16 protein-coding genes are annotated in these 20,145 nt (G+C 58.3%); 4 read left to right on the forward strand and 12 right to left on the reverse strand.

What is annotated here, in order from left to right:
- The first annotated feature begins 11 nt into the window (after window positions 1-11).
- Window positions 12-494: a protein tyrosine phosphatase family protein gene (locus ACZ1HM_RS13845; protein ID WP_472743284.1), complete on the forward strand. Its 483-nt coding sequence runs from the start codon at window positions 12-14 to the stop codon at window positions 492-494.
- Window positions 495-515: 21 nt separating this feature from the next.
- Here the strand turns inward: ACZ1HM_RS13845 and ACZ1HM_RS13850 are convergent, their stop codons facing one another.
- From ACZ1HM_RS13850 to ACZ1HM_RS13880, 7 genes are all read right to left on the reverse strand, one after another.
- Window positions 516-1,493, reverse strand: coding sequence for an ABC transporter ATP-binding protein (locus ACZ1HM_RS13850; protein ID WP_472743285.1), 978 nt, complete (start codon window positions 1,491-1,493; stop codon window positions 516-518).
- Between the two features lies 1 nt (window position 1,494).
- A complete protein-coding gene (locus tag ACZ1HM_RS13855) occupies window positions 1,495-2,478 on the reverse strand; it encodes an ABC transporter ATP-binding protein (RefSeq protein ID WP_472743286.1) in 984 nt (327 codons plus the stop codon).
- On the reverse strand, window positions 2,478-3,356 hold the full coding sequence (locus tag ACZ1HM_RS13860) for an ABC transporter permease (RefSeq protein WP_472743287.1): 879 nt from the start codon (window positions 3,354-3,356) through the stop codon (window positions 2,478-2,480). Before ACZ1HM_RS13860 ends, ACZ1HM_RS13855 begins: the two co-directional genes overlap by 1 nt.
- Window positions 3,353-4,330: an ABC transporter permease gene (locus ACZ1HM_RS13865; protein WP_472743288.1), complete on the reverse strand. Its 978-nt coding sequence runs from the start codon at window positions 4,328-4,330 to the stop codon at window positions 3,353-3,355. Before ACZ1HM_RS13865 ends, ACZ1HM_RS13860 begins: the two co-directional genes overlap by 4 nt.
- A gap of 67 nt (window positions 4,331-4,397) precedes the next feature.
- Window positions 4,398-5,975 carry an ABC transporter substrate-binding protein gene (locus tag ACZ1HM_RS13870; RefSeq protein ID WP_472743289.1) on the reverse strand — a complete coding sequence of 526 codons (1,578 nt, stop codon included), beginning with the start codon at window positions 5,973-5,975 and terminating at the stop codon, window positions 4,398-4,400.
- An 88-nt stretch (window positions 5,976-6,063) separates the two neighbouring features.
- Window positions 6,064-6,726, reverse strand: coding sequence for a LysR substrate-binding domain-containing protein (locus tag ACZ1HM_RS13875; RefSeq protein WP_472744622.1), 663 nt, complete (start codon window positions 6,724-6,726; stop codon window positions 6,064-6,066).
- Complete coding sequence (locus tag ACZ1HM_RS13880; RefSeq protein WP_472743290.1) at window positions 6,663-7,010, reverse strand: LysR family transcriptional regulator; 348 nt, start codon at window positions 7,008-7,010, stop codon at window positions 6,663-6,665. Before ACZ1HM_RS13880 ends, ACZ1HM_RS13875 begins: the two co-directional genes overlap by 64 nt.
- Before the next feature lie 108 nt (window positions 7,011-7,118).
- Between ACZ1HM_RS13880 and ACZ1HM_RS13885 the strand changes: the two genes are divergently transcribed.
- The 3 genes from ACZ1HM_RS13885 (at window position 7,119) to ACZ1HM_RS13895 (ending at window position 10,419) form a co-directional block, all read left to right on the forward strand.
- Window positions 7,119-8,762, forward strand: a complete 1,644-nt coding sequence (locus ACZ1HM_RS13885; RefSeq protein ID WP_472743291.1) for an amidohydrolase — start codon at window positions 7,119-7,121, stop codon at window positions 8,760-8,762.
- The gene (locus tag ACZ1HM_RS13890; protein WP_472743292.1) at window positions 8,759-9,670 is read left to right on the forward strand and encodes a CobW family GTP-binding protein; all 912 of its coding nucleotides are present in this window, start codon (window positions 8,759-8,761) and stop codon (window positions 9,668-9,670) included. Before ACZ1HM_RS13885 ends, ACZ1HM_RS13890 begins: the two co-directional genes overlap by 4 nt.
- Before the next feature lie 134 nt (window positions 9,671-9,804).
- The gene (locus tag ACZ1HM_RS13895) at window positions 9,805-10,419 is read left to right on the forward strand and encodes a response regulator transcription factor (RefSeq protein WP_472743293.1); all 615 of its coding nucleotides are present in this window, start codon (window positions 9,805-9,807) and stop codon (window positions 10,417-10,419) included.
- Between the two features lie 19 nt (window positions 10,420-10,438).
- Here ACZ1HM_RS13895 and ACZ1HM_RS13900 read toward each other — a convergent pair whose 3' ends face one another.
- From ACZ1HM_RS13900 to ACZ1HM_RS13920, 5 genes are all read right to left on the reverse strand, one after another.
- Complete coding sequence (locus tag ACZ1HM_RS13900; RefSeq protein ID WP_472743294.1) at window positions 10,439-13,987, reverse strand: calcium-binding protein; 3,549 nt, start codon at window positions 13,985-13,987, stop codon at window positions 10,439-10,441.
- Between the two features lie 35 nt (window positions 13,988-14,022).
- A complete protein-coding gene (locus ACZ1HM_RS13905) occupies window positions 14,023-15,423 on the reverse strand; it encodes a nucleotide sugar dehydrogenase (protein ID WP_472743295.1) in 1,401 nt (466 codons plus the stop codon).
- Between the two features lie 202 nt (window positions 15,424-15,625).
- Window positions 15,626-17,053 carry a mannose-1-phosphate guanylyltransferase/mannose-6-phosphate isomerase gene (locus tag ACZ1HM_RS13910; protein WP_472743296.1) on the reverse strand — a complete coding sequence of 476 codons (1,428 nt, stop codon included), beginning with the start codon at window positions 17,051-17,053 and terminating at the stop codon, window positions 15,626-15,628.
- A 138-nt stretch (window positions 17,054-17,191) separates the two neighbouring features.
- Window positions 17,192-18,790, reverse strand: a complete 1,599-nt coding sequence (locus ACZ1HM_RS13915) for a glycosyltransferase (protein WP_472743297.1) — start codon at window positions 18,788-18,790, stop codon at window positions 17,192-17,194.
- Window positions 18,777-20,117: an HlyD family secretion protein gene (locus ACZ1HM_RS13920; protein ID WP_472743298.1), complete on the reverse strand. Its 1,341-nt coding sequence runs from the start codon at window positions 20,115-20,117 to the stop codon at window positions 18,777-18,779. The genes ACZ1HM_RS13915 and ACZ1HM_RS13920 overlap by 14 nt, the downstream gene beginning before the upstream one ends.
- Between the last annotated feature and the right edge of the window lie 28 nt (window positions 20,118-20,145).

Consider the following 20,145-nt stretch of genomic DNA (forward strand, 5'->3'; position numbering starts at 1 on the left):
GGAGCCTTTCTATGACTGATCTTCCCCACATCCTGAACTGGCGGCGCATCAACGACCGCCTCACAACCTCGGGCCAGCCCACAGAGACGCAAATGGCCGAGATCAAGGCGTTAGGCGTGTCACATATCGTGAACCTCGGTCTGCACAGCGAAGGCTCAGGCACGCTGGCCGATGAACCCGGCACGCTTGCGGCCCTCGGGCTTGGCTACACCTACATCCCGGTGGATTTCGAAAACCCCACGGATGCCGATTATGACGCTTTCAAAGCCGCATTACAGGCCCACCCCGACGCACAGGTGCACGTGCATTGCATCTACAACGCGCGGGTCAGCGCGTTTTTCTACCGCTATGCAAAAGAGGGCGCAGGCATGCCATTGGACGCGGCCTTTGCCAATATGGAGAGCATTTGGCGGCCCGGATCAGACTGGGCATCCTTCATCGGTAGCCCAGAGGCCGAAGGCCAGCCCAACCGCTACGCGGGCGATGAGTACTAGACGACTTTCGCGCGTCCCGGCTCAGGCTTCATCCAGAAAAAAACATGCCGCGTGATGCGTTGCATTCACTGCAACCGGTGCCGGTTCGCTGGCACCGCAAGCCTCCTGCACCTTGGGGCAACGGCTGGCAAAACGGCAGCCTGCGGGCAGGTTCATCGGGTCCGGTGGATCACCCGGGATCAGGATGCGCTTGTCGCTGATCTGGCCGGGGTGATCCACCCGCGGCACCGCCGACAGCAGGGCCTTTGTGTAGGGATGTTGCGGGTTGTTAAACAGGCTGAGCCGGTCGGCCTGTTCCACGATCTTGCCCATATACATGACCGCGATGCTGTCACACATATGCTGCACCACGCCCAGGTCGTGACTGATGAAAAGATAAGTCAGGCCAAACTGTTTTTGCAGCCGCCGCAACAGGTTGAGGATTTGCGCCTGCACCGCCACATCCAGCGCCGATACCGCTTCATCGCAGATGATCAGCTCAGGCTGCGTGGCCAGAGCCCGTGCAATGCCAATGCGCTGCCGCTGACCGCCGGAAAACTGATGCGGGAAAAGCCGCTGTTGTTCGCGGCGCAGGCCAACGGCTTCGAACAGACCATCCACAATCTCAACCTTCTCGGCCTCTGATTTGTCCGACAGGCTGTCTAACGGCTCTCGCACGATGTCGCTGACCCGCTTGCGCGGATTAAGGCTGCTGTAGGGGTCTTGGAAAATGAACTGCACCCGCTGGCGCATCTGCCGCAGCTCTTCACCCTCTTTGGACAGGATGTCATCCGCGCCAAGCAGGGCCACACCTTTATACGCGTGAACCAGCCGGGCCACAGCCAACGCCGCTGTCGTCTTGCCCGAGCCACTTTCCCCTACGATACCCAGGGTTTGCCCGCGCGGCACCTGAAATGAAACATCGTCCACCGCATAAAGATGGCTTTTCTGCCGCCAGCCGCGTTTGACCTCAAAACGGACGGTCAGGTTTTGTACATCCAGCAAAGGCGCGTCAGTCATCCTACATTGCCTCCGCGTGCCAGCAGTCAGACACCTGCCCGTTTTCAAATGTCTTGGAGCCGGGCCGTTGTGATCTGCACTTGTCTGTCACATGCGCGCAGCGTGACGCGAAAAGGCAGGCATCTTTGCCAAAATCCCGCAGTGATGGCACAATGCCCGGCACCTCAAAAAGCTCAGGCCGCTCTTCGGTCAGGACATCATGCAAATGCGGCACGCAAGAGATCAGACCTTGGGTATAGGGATGGCGCGCGTGATCAATGATCTGCGCCACCGGCCCCAGCTCGGCTTTGCGGCCAGCGTACATCACGATCATCCGTTCCGCCATTTCAGCCACCGCCCCCATGTCATGGGTGATGAGGATGATGGAGGTGCCCGTTTGTCGCCGCAGATCCCGCAACAGATCGAAAATCTGTGCCTGTACCGTCACGTCCAGCGCTGTTGTCGGCTCATCCGCGATCAGGATCTTAGGCTTGCAAGCCAAGGCCATCGCGATCATCGCGCGCTGCCGCTGACCGCCTGACATCTGAAATGGATAGGCCGTGGCGCGGCCCTTGGGATTGGGGATGCGCACCGCATCCAGCAGTTCCACCGCCTGATCCCAAGCCGCTTGCCGCGACAGTCCCTGATGCGCCCGCAGCACTTCGGCGATCTGCTCACCGATGTTGAAAACCGGGTTCAATGAGGTCATCGGCTCTTGGAAGATCATCGAAATGTCGTTGCCACGAATGTCGCGCAGGCGCGATGCAGAGGCGGTTGTCAGATCTTCGCCATCAAACCGGATGGCACCGCTGGCAACCCGCCCGATTTTGTCTGGCAGCAATCCCATCAACGCCAGCGCCGTCATGGATTTACCGCAACCCGATTCCCCCACAAAACTCAGCGTTTCCCCCGCTTCGAGCGTAAAGGAAAGATCATCAATCACCGGCGCAGTCCCATCCCGCGTGGTCAATTCAATGCGCAGGTTTTCAACCTCTAACAAAGCCATCAGCGCTGCCTCAGTTTGGGGTTTAATGCGTCGTTCAGGCCGTCTCCGACCAGTGAAATGGCCAGCACGGTCACAAAGATCGCCAGCCCCGGCAAGGTCACGGTATAGCTGGCATCAAGAATGTACTGACGGTTGGAGCCGATGATCTGCCCCCAGCTGACCACGTTGGGGTCGGTCAGACCCAGAAACGACAGCCCCGCCTCGAACAGGATCGCGCTGCCGACCATGAGGGCCGATTGCACAATGATCGGCGGTAGGGCGTTGGGCAGGATCACCCCAAACATCAGCTTGGCATTTGTCACCCCAGACGCGCGTGAGGCCATGACGAACTCCAACTCTCTGATCCGCAAGAACTCAGCCCGCGTGATACGCGCAACGGCCGTCCAGCTGACCACGCCGATGGCAAAGGTGATCATCGGCAAAGACGCGCCAAAAAGCGCCACCAGCACCATGGAGAACAGCAGCGTTGGCAAGACCTGAAAGAACTCTGTGATGCGCATCAACAGCTCTTCGACCCAGCCGCGGTAAAAGCCTGCAAAGGCCCCCACCGAAACGCCGATAAAGATGGACACAACCGCAGCAGCAAGGCCTATTAACAGCGACACCCGCGCCCCGTTAATGATCATCGACAACAAATCGCGCCCCAGATAGTCCGTCCCCAGCAGGAACCCATTTTCACCGGGCGGGGAAAACGGTGCCCAGACCATCTCAAACGGGTCGGTGGGATACAGGAACGGTCCGAAGACGGCGATAAAACAGATGCCGATCAGCACAACCAACGCGGCCACCGCCGCATGATTGCGCAAAAACATACCCCAGGCCTCGCGCAGTGGGCTTTCGGCGCGGGGTGTTTCCATGTCTGGCGTCGTATCGCTCATTTCCGCCCTCCGACGCGTGGATCAACCAGGCGCAATGCAAAATCGGTCAGCAGATTGCCGATGATCACCACTAAGGCTGAGAAAAACAGGATCCCCAGGATCGTCGGCGTATCGCGGGCAATGATGGATTGGAACGCCAGCGTGCCCAGGCCCGGCCAGCTGAACACCGCCTCCACCAGCACCGCACCTGAAATGACGGCAGAGAACTGCAAACCCGCCAGCGTGATCACCGGCGATACCGCATTTTTGAGCGCATGCTTATAGACTACATCGCGCGGTGCCAGCCCCTTGGCCTTGGCCGTGCGCACATAGTCTGATCCCAAAACCTCCATCATGGAGGCCCGCGCGAGCCGCGAATAGAGCGCCAAAAATACCGATGCCAGCGTGATCATCGGCAACACCAGATGCCGCGCGATATCGGCCATCTCAACAAAGAACCCGCCCTCAACCGTGACATCGCGCATACCTGCGACAGGGAAGATCGGGATTTGGAGCGAAAAGGCGATCAACAGCAGGATACCGGTCCAAAACACAGGCGCGGAATATCCAAATAGCGCGGTGAAAGTGACCAAATAGCTGGCCACCCCATTAGGCTTCTGAGCAGAGATAACGCCCAGCACCACGCCAACAAACAGCGCAAGAACCTGTGCTGAGAAGACCAACAGCAAGGTGGCAGGCAACCGCTGTAGGATCAGCTCTGTTACCGGTTCGTTATAGAAAAAAGAAAATCCCAGGTCCGCCTGCAACACGCCACCAACGTAGCGTCCCAATTGCACTAGGAAGGGTTGATCCAGACCATAGTCCGCCCGGATCTGGTCCAGCAGCTCTTGATCTGCACCGCCCATGGATTGGCTGATCGTATCAGCGACATCACCAGGAGCCAAATGCATCAGCGAAAAGTTCAACACCAACACCGCAGCAAGCAGAACCACTGCATACCCCAGGCGGATCAAAAGTGAGCGCAGTGTGTTCACGCGGTGCGTCCCCAGCTAGCCGAATGATCTGCGGCGGCCCAAGACCGCCGCAGACAGGTGGTTCAAATCACTCTTTCAGATAGGTCATGTCGATCGGTGTCGACGTGCCCCAGATGCCCAACGGCGGGTTGCCGACCTTGTCGGAATAGACCGTGTGATAGGGGATCGTGTTGGTGTGATAGACCGGCAGCTCATTGGCGATGATCTCTTGGAACTCCGCATAAAGCGCTGTCCGCTTGGCCGGATCGCTTTCCACCGCGGCCATCGCCATCAGCTCATCCACGCGGGCGTTTGCATAGCCTTGCGTGTTTGACCAAACGCCTTTGCCGATGTTGGTGCTGTCATAGGTGCGGTGCACACCGATCACCGGGTCACCCCAGTTGAAAACCGTGTCCCAGCTGAGATCAAAGTCCATCTCACCCATGCGCTTGGCCCAGGTTGGGAAATCGGCGCTGGCGCGCACTTCGACGTCAATGCCCACCTTTTTCAGTGCCGCTTTGACATATTCCACCTGCGGCTTCACACCGGGCCAGCCGAAATCAATGGTCAGGCTGAAACGGCTGTCGCCGTCCATTGGGAAGCCGGCCTCATCCAGCAGCGCGTTCGCCTTGTCCAGATCCACCTCATAGTCTGGCACATCCGCGTTGTAGAACGGGCTGTCAGGGTGGATGCCGGTACGGCTGTCGGCGGCAGTGCCTTGCATCAAGGCATTCTTGATAAAGTTCTTATCCACCGCATGGGCAATCGCCTGACGCACGCGGACGTCCTGCAGTGGCCCGCGCTGGGTGTTCATCGCCAGCCAATCCAACGGACCAATCGCGCCGTATCCTTCGGGTGTGACAGTCAGGCTGTCCACGCCTTTCAGGCGGTTGATGATCCGCGGCAGGCTTTCAAACGCGCCCATATGCAGCTCACCGTTTTCGTAGGCAATCGCACGCGCAGCAGGGTCTGTGATGATCCGCATCACGATCTTGTCCAGATAGGGCCGCCCGTCGATGAAGAAATCATCAAAGCGTTCCAGGATGACATGTTCGCCCGACTTATATTCAACCAGCTTGAACGGGCCCGAGCCGACGGTGCCTTCGTTGTTGCGCGGGTGGGTCTTTACTTCGTTGATGGGCACATCGCCGTAGATATGCTTTGGCAGGATCGACATCAGCTGCCCCGACATCGCCAGCATCAGCGCCGGGTGCGGCTTGTTCAACTTCAAAACGGCCGTATGCGCATCTGGCGTTTCAACCGTCTCAACCGGTGCAAACATGGATTTGAACGGGTGGTTCGCCTTGATCACCTCAACCGAGAACGCGATATCCTCTGAGGTCAGCGGCGTGCCGTCATGGAACTTGGCGTTTTTGACCAGGTTCAACGTTACCGTCAGACCGTCTTCGCTCACTTCCCAGGTTTCCGCCAGATAAGGCTGTGGCGTCCAATCTTCGTCATAGCGCAGTGGCGATGCAAAAAGCTGGGCACCGGGGAAACCTGTCACGATGCCAGACTGCACCGCTGAGTTCAGGTTCCGGACGTTAGACCCCAGAACTGTCACAAGTGTCCCGCCACGCACGGGTTCTTCTGCGGTCGCTTGGCCAACGGCCAAAAGACCAGCAAGAGCTGCCGAAGCGACAAACCCTTTCATAAGTTGCTTCATTCTAGTCTCCCTGACTTTTGATTTTTATATCTCAAAGCGTAGTCGAGGGTTTTTCCAACAGAAAACAGATTAATTACTGCCACTAACACTATTTTTTAGCGGTTTCACTGTTATCTGCCCATACTGTGAGCGTCTCGAACGCGCCCTGCCCCCTCAGCCCGACACAGCTGTCGATAAAGGATTGCACGATCCTGGGCGGGCGCGTGTTTTTGAGCGTGACAATCCCAAAGCTTTGCCCTGCGTCCAACCCCTCAATCGGAACCGCACGGTAGCGCAGCCGCTCCTCCACGTAATCAACGGGTCGGATATTCAATATGGTATAGCCGAACCCACCCGCCACCAGCGCGCGGGCAATCTCGGCGGAGCGGGTGGTATGCGCGATGGTGGGCCGATACCCACGTTGATCAAAAAGCGATGTGAAATACTCCCGCGTGCGCGGCAAATCCAGCAGTACCATGGGCCGCTCCGCCAGATCCGCAAAGGTGACGGAGGCTTGCCCAGACAACGGATCATCCAGATTGATCAACGCATAGGGCGGTGCCTGAAAAAGAGGCAGAAAACTGTGGTTGGACTGCAAACTGTCTGCGTAGGTAAAAACCAGGTCCACCTTTCCTTCATCCAAGAAATCGGTGATGGATTGTAGATTGCCCTCCATCACCTGAACCGACATCCCAGGAAAATTATCCGTCAGGTTTTGCAGCACAGGTGGCAAGAACGCCGGGGCCGCCGTGGCATAGCAAGCGATCCGCACCAACCCCGATGAATCCCCCCCAACGCCTGCAAATCCGCCTCAAAATACCGCGCTTGTTGCAGAAAATTGCGGATCAGCAGCAGGGCATGTTCGCCCGTCGGGGTGGGCTGAATGCCTTTGGCAGGGGTGCGCGAAAACAGATCGTAATTCAGCGACGTCTCAACCGCATCAATCGCTGCGGTGATGGAGGATTGCGAAATCGCCAGCTCATGTGCGGCCTGCGTGATGGACCCCAGCCGCCCCGCCGCCTCAACATATCGCATTTGCTTGAGGGTAAAATTCACCGGCGCCCTTCCACCAAAAATCCACGGTTATTCGTCAATTAAATCTATTTTCTCATTGATTGAAAGCCCTCTACCCTTTTCGAACGCCCTCAAACGCAAGGCCCTTTCATGTCAGACATTCAGATCTACGCCGCCCGGAAAATCGTGACGATGAACCCTTCACGGCCCACAGCCACCCATGTTGCGGTGCGCGAGGGGCGCATTCTGGGCGCGGGCAGCCTGGAAGAACTGGCGACCTGGGGCAGCTACACGCTTGATGAACGGTTTGCAGACAAGGTGATCCTGCCCGGTTTCGTCGAAGGCCACGCCCACACGATGGAAGGATCGCTCTGGGCCAAGACCTACTGCGGCTGGTTTGACCGCACCGATCCTGACGGCAAAACCTGGCCCGGGGTGAAAACCATTGACGCGGTCATCGAACGGCTGAAATCGGCGGCAGACAAGCTGGAGGATCCCGAGGCACCGCTTTCAGGCTGGCAGCTTGATCCCATCTATATGGATAACCAGCGGGTAACGCGCCAGGATCTGGACCGGGTTTCAACCACCCGGCCTATCGGGATACTGCATGCGTCAGGCCACATCATGAATGTGAACACCAAAGCGCTTGAGCTTGCTGGGTTGATGAAAACAGGCATCAACAATCCGGGCATCCCGCTGGGCGATGATGGCTTTCCCACGGGCGAGCTGAAGGGCCCCGAGGTGATGACACCTGTCGGGCCGCACGTCGATTTTGAACGCAACCTGTTGGATGCCGACGAAGACGGGCTGCGCCGCTTTGCCAAACTTTGCGTCAGAACCGGTACGACCACGATCACTGATCTGGCCTCACGGCTGGACCCTGACAGCGTGGACATGATGCTGCGCGTCACCGCAGAAACCAATTACCCCGCGCGCGTGGTGCCTTTGCGTTTCTTCTTGGGCCTGTCCCCCCAAGACCTGATCACCGAAGTGCTGCGCCTCAAAGAGATGTCCACCGACCGGCTGCGCCTGGGCCGGATCAAGATCGTGGCGGATGGCTCTATTCAGGGGTTTTCAGCCCGTCTGCGGTGGCCTGGCTATTTCAACGGCGCGCCCAACGGCCTTTGGTATGTCGCCCCCGAACAACTCTCTGAGATCTTTCATCTGGCGTTGGAAGCCGGCGTTCAGGTGCATACGCACACCAACGGGGATCAGGCCACGCAACTGGTTCTGGAAAAATTCGGCCCCGCCCTGCAGGCGCATCCCAACATGGATCACCGGTTCACGTTGCAGCATTGCCAACTGGCCGATGCCGCGCAATTCCGACAGGCCGCAAAGCTTGGGATGTGTGTGAACCTTTTTGCCAACCACCACTTCTACTGGGGGGATGAGCATTACAATCTGACCGTCGGACCAGACCGCGCCACCCGCATGAACGCCTGCCGCACAGCACTTGATGCAGGCATCCCGCTTGCCATTCACTCAGACGCGCCGGTCACCCCGCTTGGACCGCTCTTTACCGCCTGGGCCGCCGTAAACCGGATCACCGCATCCGGCCGTGTTCAGGGGGCAGAGGAGCGTATTTCGGTGCAAGAAGCGCTGTGGGCCATCACGATGGGGGCCGCCTATACCCTGCACATGGACGGAGAGATCGGCTCAATTGAGACCGGAAAGAAGGCAGATTTTGCCATTCTCGAAGACGATCCCACAGCCTGTCCTGCAGAAGACCTCAAAGACATCGGCGTCTGGGGCACGGTGCAAGGCGGGCGTGTCTTTGCCGCTGCCGATCAATGACGCCCGCCCTGCCCGTCACGCTGATCTCAGGCTACCTGGGCGCGGGCAAAACGACGCTGATCAACCGAATGCTCCGGCAAGCAAATGGCCTGCGCATCGCGGTGCTGGTGAATGAATTTGGCGCGCTGCCCATAGACGAAGACCTGATTGAAGCCCGCGATGACGATCTGATTTCGATCGCTGGGGGCTGTATCTGCTGTTCCTTCGGCAGTGACCTGACGGCGGCGTTGCAACAGATGACGGGCATGCAGCCCCGCCCGGATCACATCGTGATCGAAGCCTCAGGCGTCGCCCTGCCCGGGGCCATTGCCCAAACAGTTGATCTTTTGCCCGCCTTGCACATGGAAGGCATTTGCGTGCTGGCCGATGGGCTGAACATCGAAAAAATGCTGCGCGATGAATACATTGGCGACACGATCGAACGGCAATTGTCGGACGCTGATCTGATCATCCTGACCAAGACCGACCTGATCTCAGCACCGCAGCTGGGCACGCTGAAGACCAAGCTGGCCAAACACAACCCGGTCGCCCCCCTGGTGCTGGCCGATCACGGCAAGGTGCCCAACACGGTCCTGCTTGGGGCTTTTCAGGGCCCGAAAACACGCGGCACCGCCCCCCATGCGGATGCGCTTTACGAAAGCCTTGGGATCACCCCCGAAACCCCTTGCGATGCGGCACAGCTGGCCAAAGACCTTACTGATCCAGCACTGGGGCTGGTGAGGGCCAAAGGACATGTGACAGATCTTTCAGGCAAAACCGCGCTGATCCAGCTTGTAGGCCAGCGTGCGGAGGTCTCCTTTGCGGGCGGTGACGCAGGCAGCGGCCTGATCTGCATCGGCCTGAAGGGCCAGATGGATCCTGCCGCGATCAAAGCACTGATGCAAAGCCACAGAAGTCCATCCCGCTAAGACCGGCGCGGCTCCCCACTTGGGGGATGTCTGCAGGTGTCTTTGTAAACGCGCCGTCATTTGCGCCAAAATAGCCTAACCAAGGCCACTTTTCTTTGTTAGCGTGCATCTGAGGCAAGAGCGAAGGAGCCACGATGCGCATCCTATTGGCAGACGATCATGAATTGGTACGCGAAACAATTGCGTCTTTTTTGGAAAGCGAAGGCACCCTGAAAGTCTTTCAGGCCGCAGACCTGCCCGGCGTGCAAACCGCCGTTAAGACCCACGAACCCTTTGACCTTTTCCTGCTGGATTTCGAAATGCCCGGCATGAACGGCCTTGATGGGTTGCAGGTCATTCTTGATCTCGTCTCGCCCAAGCCTGTTGCGCTGATCTCAGGCACGGCTGACAAAAACGTCGCCCAAAAGGCGCTTGATCTTGGGGCGGCTGGGTTCTTGCCTAAAACGATGGCCGCCGGCAGCCTGATCAACGCGGTGCGTTTCATGGCTATGGGCGAAAAATATGCCCCCGTCGATTTCATGACCAAGGAAACGGAAACCACCAAACATCCGCTGGAAGACGTGCTTTCTAGCCGTGAGATGGAAGTGCTGTCCGGCCTGGTGCGGGGCCTGTCCAACAAGGAAATCGCGCGCGAGGTCGACCTGCAGGAGGTCACCATCAAACTGCACGTCAAAACGCTTTGCCGCAAACTGGACGCCAAAAACCGGACCCAAGCAGCGATTATCGCAAAGGAGGCGGGCCTTTTCTGACCCGCCTGCTCTATTTGTCTTATAGCAGCTCAATACCGTCCCGGACCTGATCATAGAACGCAGCCCCCAAGCCCTGGTGATCCACCAAGGTCAGCTCAAACGCGTCGAACGTGATGGTGACAGCGCTGCCTTGCGCCTGGACGTGCTGTAAGATCCAGCTGTCCACATCTTGATGCTCAGTCACCAGCGATAGGCCACGGAAATCAAGCCTGTCGGCCTCGCCGCCGCTGTGCACAAAGTCATAGATGGTGTTGCCGTGGCCATCGCGGTCTTGGCTGTTGAAGACAAACCAATCGCTGTCTGCCCCGCCAGAGGCCGCATCCGCCCCCGCGCCCATCAGGATCTTGTCACGCCCGGCGCCTGCATAGATGACATCGTGCCCCGATGAAGCGTTGATATAATCGCTGCCCCCATCGCCGTTGATCTCATCATTGCCGGACCCGCCATAAAGCTTGTCCTTGTCATCGCCGCCATTCAGCACATCGTCGCCCGTGCCGCCTTTGAGCACATCGCGCCCGCCGCCACCGCTCAGGACATCTGAGCCAGAGCCGCCATTCAGCGCATCCACATCGGTGCCACCGGTCAAGGTGTCGTTGCCGCTGCCACCGCTTAGATCGTTCTCGCCAGACGCATCTGACAACACGTCATTGCCTGTGCTGCCTTCCAGGGTGTCGTTGCCCGCGCCACCAATCAGCGCATCGTCGCCAACGCCGCCCTGCAGCAGATCATTGCCCAGGCCGCCATCCAGACGGTCGTTTTCACTCCCTCCTTTCAGGACATCTGCGCCTTCGTCGCCGAAAAGCTCATCCTCGCCGTAGCTGCCAATCAACACGTCATCGCCCGCACCGCCGCGCAGAACATCCCGTTCTGAGCCGCCTGCCAAGTGATCGTCTCCTGCGCCACCGCTTAGATCGTCAAAGCCGCTGCCGCCGATCATGGCGTCGTTGTCTGTGCCACCATCAAGCGTGTCATGCCCAGCGCCGCCGTGCAGGAAATCCGCACCAGCACCGCCCAGCAAGACATCGTTGTCAGCAGCCAACAGGGTGCCGTCCGCCGCAAAGCGGTTGCCCGCCTCGTCATAGTACTCATCGGCCTGTGGCGTGGTTGGGTCAGCATTGCCGCCAAAGAGACGGTCATCGCCCACCGCGCCTTCAAGATAGTCATTGCCGCTTTGACCCGCACCCGTGTCATCGCCCAGACCGGTGGCAATCTGGTCATCGCCCTGACCGCCATTGATCTGGTCGTCATAGGTATCATCGACCTGCGCCACCACAGTAACTTCGGGGTTCTTGATCAAGACGGTGGCATAGGTGTCCACCTCGGCAAAGGGGTCCGCTGCACGCGGGTCCGCAGCACCGTCATTTGACCTTGAACTTGGGCTGTCGCTGACCAGCTCCAGTACCACTGTGCCCTCTGTCGGCCCATCCGTTACCTGGTAAATGCCGCCAGAGCTTCTGGTGCTGTTGTCCATGTCATGATCGCCGCTGTTACCCGCGACATAGAGGTTGCCCTCTGCATCATTGATCGCCGCACCAAAGGTCACAGCAGGTACGCCGTCATGCAAGGTGCCGTCAATCACCGTGCCTACAACTTGCGTGGTTTCAATGCTTGGCGCGCCCCCTTCTGCAACGGCTGAGATGTCGGTGGCATAAAGCACCGCATTCGCACCTTCCTGGGACGGCCGTGTGACACCATAAAAACTGTCAGTCTCACTGTCATAGGCCACATCCCAAAGGCTGTCGGTCACCAGATCCTTGTCGAACTTAAAGGTCTCGCTGGCCACAACGCCGTCGTCACCCACCTGATCGACATCAATCTTCGTGACACGGTCCAGGCTGGACTGGAATGCCCACAGGTTGCCCTCATCATCAAAGTCCGCGGTCCAAGACCGATAGGGCGTGGAGCCAATCAGGAAGCTCGCACCGCTGGCATCCAGCATCACCAGATCCGCGCGCTCTACCGCGCTGCCCAGGCTGTCCGTGCCTTCGCGCACGGCAATCCCATAAAGCAGATCATCTTCGACGTTAAAGCCAATCGCATTGGTTGTTACAGTCGCATCCACCCCGGCAGGGGTGTATGTCGCCGTTACCGGATCAAACACCTGCAACTGCCCATCCATCACCTGATAGAGGTTCGGCTGCGCCTCAGCAAAGGCCTTGACGTCGACCAAGGTGCCGCCAATCTCTTTCTGGGTCTCATAGTAATAGATCGGACCATCGGTGTTGATCACCGGCCCCGAAGGCTCATCCGTATCAATGGAGCGGAACGTGAGCTCACCAACGCCACCAATGCCTTCAAAGTTCATCTCGGTGGATGAAAACGCCGCACTGTTGGTGTCAAAGGAGCCAATAACCTCGCCGTTCCACAACACTTCGACCGCACCGCTGACGGTGCCAGAGCCATAGTTCGCGGCCAGATCAAAGTTGATGGAATAGGTTTCACCGGCATAGGTCTCAACCGCCTGTGTCATGCTGGTGTGGCCATCCGCCTCTTCCTGCACGCTCCAGGCGTCGCTTTCGCCATATTGGGCAAAGCTGCTGGCCCCTTCTGTGCCTTTGAGCACGTTCTGAGGGTCAAAGTCACCGTGGATGACGTCCTCGCCTTTGCTGCCTTCGATGCTGTCATCACCAGAGAGGCCAACAATGACATCAATCTCAGGCGCACCTGCGAGGTCTTCTGACACGTCAGTGCCCAGCATGGTTGCGCTGCCATCGTCATCAATCACCACAGTCGGCAAAGGTGTCACAACGGTTGGCGAAGCATCGCCACTGTCGGGATCTGATGCGGGATCTGGGCTGGTGTCAGCGGACGTATCCGCAGGATCGCCCGCGTCCACCGCAGTCGGCTCTGCGGGTGCCGGAGACACATCAGAAGGCGCATCTACGACGGCTGCACTGGATGCTGCCGGATCCGCAGGCGCATCGCTGGCGGCAAAAGTGGGATCCACATCATCCGCCGGAGCCGCTGGCGCATCGCTTACCGCATAAGTTGGGTCCACATCATCCGCCGGAGCCGCGGGCGCATCGCTCACCGCATAAGTTGGGTCCACATCATCCGCTGGGGCAGCAGGCGCATCGCTTACCGCATAAGTTGGATCCGCGTCATCCGCCGGGGCTGCGGGCGCATCGCTCACGGCATAAGTCGGGTCCGCGTCATCCGCCGGGGCTGCAGGCGCGTCGCTCACTGAATAGCTGGGGTCAGTGTCATCCGACATTACCAGCATGCCTGCATCTTGTGATGGCATGTCTGCCACATCAGACGCGGTGTCACCGGGAGCCGTCGCATCCGCAGCTGACACTGCTGGCGATGGCGTATCTGCTGCCGCATCATCTGAGGTATCTGCTGGCGCATCGGGTGCCGGCGCATCTGCATCTGAATCCGTGGCAACCGGTGCCGCTTCCGCTGCGCCATCGGTGCTTGCATCTTGAGGACCGCTGTCCCCTCCGGCTGGGCCAGAGGGGACAGGATCAGCTGCTGGATCAACCGCCAATTCGGGGGACTGGCCGGGATCCATTTGCGCAGCCGATTGGGTGTCGACCAATGTGGTCGGGGCATCGTTACTAGACATATCTTTTCCTTTGGTTGGGGGGCAGGACGGCTGGATTACCAGCCGATCCCGTTCACATGCGTGGTGGTTTGATCAGGTGACACAGCACGCACCACATCGATGACAGGCGTGTCTCCTGCCTTCGCTAGCGCCTCTGAATAGAGGTCGTTCTTGTGGGTCACGATCAGCGCCTCGGCACTGTCGAGCACATCGTCCACATTATCACGCAGCATCTCAGGCAAAGCACCGGCCATCTTTTGCAGACCTGGGCTGCCGTTTTTGACATAGGCCAACTGACCAGCCAGTGGGGTCTGGGCCGTGATCGCGACATCATGAACCGCAATCTCAACACCCTCTTCGGCCAGGGCGGCGATCACTTCCAGGATGGGGCTTTCGCGCAAATCATCCGTGCCGGGTTTGAACGCCAAGCCCAGAACACCAACCTTCTTGGCGCCGGTTTTGCGCACCATCTCGACAGCCGTCTCAATGTGGGTCTTGTTGGAGACATCCAGGCTCTCGATCAGGGGCAAATGAACACCCTGCGCCTGCGCGATATGCGCCACCGCGCGCACCTCTTTGGGCAGGCAAGAACCGCCATAGGCGAAGCCGGGTTTCAGGTAATAAGGCGACAGGTTCAGCTTGGTATCTTGAACAAAAACATCCATCACATCATGGCTGTCCACGCCCAGAGGTTTACACAGGCGGCCCACTTCATTGGCGAAACACACCTTTGTCGCGTGCCAGACGTTGTCAACGTATTTGACCATCTCGGCGGTCTCAATGGAGGTCACAATCGGAGCTTCATCCACTGCGTCATAGATCCGGCGCAGGATGTTCGCTGTTTTGTCATCGCTGGCACCAATCACCGTTTTGGGCGGCGCATAGAAATCCTCAACCGCGACGCCTTCGCGCAGGAACTCAGGGTTAAAGCAGACACCAAAGTCTACGCCCGCTTTCAGGCCAGAGACTTCTTCGATGATCGGTGCCATGAACCCCATGGTAACGCCGGGCGGAATAGAGCAGCGCATCACCACGACATGAAAGTCAGATTTGCGCTTCAACCCAGCGCCGATGGAGCGTGCAGCCGCATCAATATAGCTGTGATCACACCCACCATCTGCGGCTGTTGGCGTGCCAACAGAGACAAACGTCACGTCTGTGTCGACAACGGCCTGTTCCAGGTCATCAGTGGCCGACACCAACCCTTGGCGCACGCCTTCGCTCAGCAGGCTTTCAAGGTCTTTTTCATGGATCGGGGACTTGCCCGCACCGATGGCGTCAATCTTTGCAGGGTCCAGATCCACACCAATCACGGTGTGGCCAAGACTGGACAGACAGGCCGTAGAGACGGCCCCCACATAGCCCAGCCCCACGACAGAAATCGCAGGCTTGGTGTCGATGATGCGCAGCGGGACAGCTGCGGAATTTGTGGTTTGGGTAGGGATGAAATCAAACATGGTACTGGTCCTTTATTACTGTTGAGTGATTTCTAACCCTTTGCGATCAAACAATCTTTGTGCTGAGCGTATAGCTCGAGCGGCGTTCGACTAGACCGGCTATCCTGAAGGATAGTTGCCCATATCCACCTGCAACGAACGCAAAAAAGGCGGCACACGAGGTGCCGCCATAGGTGGTGTGAGAGTGCTTTTTGTTTTTGGTTTATGCAGCTTTGTCACGTGCGTAGATGTCTTCATATCGCACGATGTCATCCTCTCCGAGATAGGCACCGGTCTGCACTTCGATGAGATGCAGTTCCACTTTGCCCGGGTTTTCCAACCGGTGGATTGCGCCCAGTGGGATGTAGACGGATTGGTTTTCCGAGATCAGCTTAACCTCGTCATCCACCGTCACATTGGCAGAGCCTGCCACCACGATCCAATGTTCAGACCGGTGCATATGGCTTTGGAGGGACAATGCTGCACCGGGCTTCACGACAATCCGCTTCACCTGAAAACGCGCGCCAAGGGACAGGGTTTCGAAATACCCCCAAGGCCGGTTGTCTTTGGGGAAACGTTCGGCCTGCGTGGCCTGTTTTTCCTTCAGTTCTTCAACGGCCAGTTTCACCGTCTCTGTCTGGCTCATGTCAGCGACCAGAACCGCATCGCCCATGGCCACGGCAGTGATGTTTTTCAGGCCAACACCGACCAGCTCAACACCGTCGCTTTCAGAGCGCAGCAGTGTGTTTTCACAGTTGATCGCGGTGGTTTCACCACTTTGCACGTTGCCGTCGACATCCGCGGGGCCATGTTCCCAAACAGACGCCCAGCTGCCCAGATCGGACCACCCACAATCGGTTGGCACCACAGAAAGCGTCTCGCAGGCTTCCATCACCGCATAATCAACAGAGATGTTTTCCGCCGTGGCATAGGGTGCCGGATCAAGCCGCAGGAAATCCAGATCAGCCTTTGCGCCTTGCACCGCGCGGCGCACTGGCATCATCAAACGCGGGCACAGCACCTCAAAGGCTTCGAGAATTTCTGCGACACGGAACATGAAGATCCCTGCGTTCCAGAAATGCCGCTGCGTGGCCAGGAACTCTTGCGCGCGGGCCAGATCTGGCTTTTCTACAAAGGATCTCAGAGGCTGGGCATGTGCCACCTCAGTGGTGATCGCATCATAGGTTTCAAGATAGCCATAGCCAGTCTCAGCGCGGTCAGGCTTGATCCCAAAGGTCACGAGTTTGCCTGCGCTGGCCGCCTCGTACCCCATGGCGATGGCCCGGTTCAGCGCATTTTGATCACGGATCGCATGATCAGAGGGCATCACCAACATTACCGCATCAGGCTTGTCCTGCAGATGCAGCGCGGCTGCCAGGATGGCAGGGGCCGTGTTGCGGGCTTCTGGCTCAATCATGATGGTCGCACCTTCGTGGCCTTCGGCCGCCAACTGTTCCGCCACGGTAAAGCGGTAATCGGCATGGGTCAGAACAATAGGTGCTTCAAAACTGTCCGCTTTGACGCGGGCAACGGTCTGTTGAAACAGGGTCTTTTCGCCCCCCAGCGTTGCAAACTGCTTGGGGTAGCTTTTACGGGACAAGGGCCACAAACGGGTGCCACTGCCCCCACACATAATTACGGGATAGATCATTACAAAGTCTCCTTACACTCACACTCGGTCAGAGCCGATGTATTTGTAATAAGATAGAAAATTCAGAAAATCGCGGCACCAACAGGACAGTTTTGCATCCAATGGCATGGCCGATATGACCTAAAGGATAGGCAAGGCTTAGCGCAGCAACTCCGCCACAAGCATGGGCATCGGCAACACGCCCATCATCACGGCAAGGGCTGCGACAAAGGCGATGACTGTTGTGATCAACTGGAACTTAGCCATCCCGTTCTGCGCCTTGTCCATCAGCGACGTGCCATTGCCCGCAGACTGATTGCCCCGGTTCGACCACTTCTGTTTGCTGAGGTGGAAGATCATGAACACCTTCACGCCCGCGTTGATGATCTGGTTGAAATACAGGATGAACGGCCAGCTCAGGTCAGTGCTGCGCGCATAGCGAAACAGAAACAGGCACAGCACCGTGCGCGACAGGACAATCCAAATCAGGCAATGCGCCAGATACATCGGTTCCACAAACAGCGTAAGCAGCGCCAAGGTGGGGCTGACCAACATCGTCCACATCGCGATGCGCTGATCGACCAGGCACCACCAGATAAAGGGCTTGGCCACCCAAGGCCCCAGCGAAATCGCGCGCTGCCCGTTGCGCAGCATATTGCCAGACCAGCGGCGAAAGTTCTGCACCATGCGGCCCGTGCCTGAGCCTTCGATCTGTTCAATCGTATAGACGCAGGCGTCGGGCACATATGTCATCTTGGCGCGGCAGGACAGCAGGTGGAACCAGGTGCTTTTGTCATCGCCCGACAGAAACCGGAACCGTCCCCAAAGCCAGTGATCCAAGTGATCGGCCTCAATCGTGCGGATAAACTTCTCATCCGTGATATAGCGCGCGCGAAACACGCTCATCCGCCCCGTCAGGGTCAACACACGATCAGACAACGCATGGCTCTGCATCGCCAAACGCCGCTGAGCAAAGCGCATGGACAGCCAGCTTTGGATCCACTGCGGCCCGTAACAGATCACCTCTTCGTTGGTGGTCAGCGCCTGCAGGTCAGGATCCGCGCCAAACATCGAACATGTCTTTTCCAGCACATCGATGCCGTAAACCGCATCCCCGTCCATAAAGATCACCAGATCATCTGGTTCAATCCCGTTGCGGTTCATCGCGCGCAAGATCATGCCGATCGCCATGCGTTTGCCCGGCTGGTTCTGCCGCAGAAACACCAAATCGGCATCCACATCCTGGGCGTGGGTGCGCACAAAATCGGTGATGATTTCCTCGTCGTAGGTTGACCCGGTGCCGATATAAAGCGTTGTGGGGATCCCCTCGCGCCGGATCTGGCCAATGATAGATCCGATCACCCGCCGGGTGATCGCCGGTTCCTCATAATAGGTGGTCATCTGAATGTGCAGCATCCGGGGCCGCCACCCGCCCTGCCAGATGTTGCTGGCCCGCCGCCGCATGCCCGGCCAGCGCGTGCGCGCGAAAACCTCAGCGCGCACAGCATGGGTGAACCACCAGCCAAAGCGCCAGATGCCCAAAGACCCCAGCACAAAGGTGATATGCAGCAGTTCTGGATTAAAGAAGTTGTTGGGCCAAAACACCAAGGCGCCCAGCAGCAGATTAAAGAGGATCGTAAAGCGCAGCCAAAACCCCGGTGTCCACTTGGCAAGCCCCGTGGGGGATGGCCCCTCCAACGTGGCGAGCCACCCATCCAGGTGCTTTTCAAAGGCATAGACCGTGTCAGGAGCCTGCATCGGCCCCTCCTCCCCACATCTCTCTGAGGGGGTTCCGTTCAAGCGAAAGCCGAGCAGGCGCGTTGCGCCGGAAAAGCTTGCGCGAGGTCTTCAGCCCCGCCCCCTCAACCTTGAGAGTGACAACCATCCCGTATTTGTCGGGTTGCATGGTGTCCGTGCCGGCCTGCAACTCCACCACCTTGGCCTGCATCACCGTTTGCTCTCCGCGAAAGCTGAACCGCACATGGGCAGGCATCCCGATGTAGACGGATGTGACCATCCGGTCGTCAAGCCAGCCCACAACAGTGCGCGGTGTGTTCTCTTCGATCTCGGCCACAAGGGTGTCGCGCCCGACGTATGCGCCTTTGGTCACCGGCACCGCGAAGACCGTGCCGTCAGTTTTGGCGCGCACCACATATTCATCAGCAGCCGCCTTGCGGTGACGCAGCTCCCGTTTCCAGCGGCGCAAATCCAGATCCAAATCATCAACCTGCGCGGATAAATCCGTCAGGATTGCATGATACCCACCGGGTGTCAGATCGCGCCCCAGATCAAACCACAACACCGCGCGGCGCGCGGCATAGGCCTCTGCGCTTTCGGGAAAGGTGCCCGGATGATGATCGCGCAACCCACGCCAAGCCCGGCGCATCCGGTCCTCAAACGGGGCGCGGAATTGGGGGCGCAATGCGATGTGCTGCGCCAGTCGTGCCTTTGCATCGCGCAGACGGCGCTCGGCAATTCGGATCTCTGCACGGACTTCCTCAACATCGCTTTCGCGGTCCGGGTCTTCGAGGCGCGCGATGATATCGCCGCGTTTCACGCTATCTCCGACGCGGACGTATAGACGTTCGATATATCCTGTATCAGGTGCAAGATATTGCTCAATCGGGGCCACAAACCGCCCATGATCCAGCGTGATCCGGGACAGGCGTTCCCAGATGTGACCGCCGATGAACCACGTCAGGAAGGACGCCAGCAGCAGATAAAACACCACGTTCCAGGCCACCCGCAGCGCCCGTGGCCGGGCTTTGGCCATGCCTTCGGCTTTCTCAGCCTCCGTTTCTTCCATTGGCACCAGATCAACCGGCGTGTCCAAACTGGTGATCACATCACCAACAGCGACCATCTTGCCCGACAGCACACCTTGATAAAACGTGGCAAGCGTCTCGCGCTGGCGGACGGTGAGGTTTTTGAAAAGATAATGATCTGGTGCGTCGGTCTCTGCCAATTGGATGGGAAAGTTCACATCCACGCCCTGAAACGGCACACCAAGCGCTGTCGCTTGGGTCAGATCATGGCCGTCGGGATCGATCCAGATCCCCTCAAGAGACCACCGTTTGACAGTCAAAGGGTGCCGTCCGCTGTTGTTACAAACA

It is taken from the genome of Sulfitobacter sp. GN1-4 (assembly GCF_055693825.1).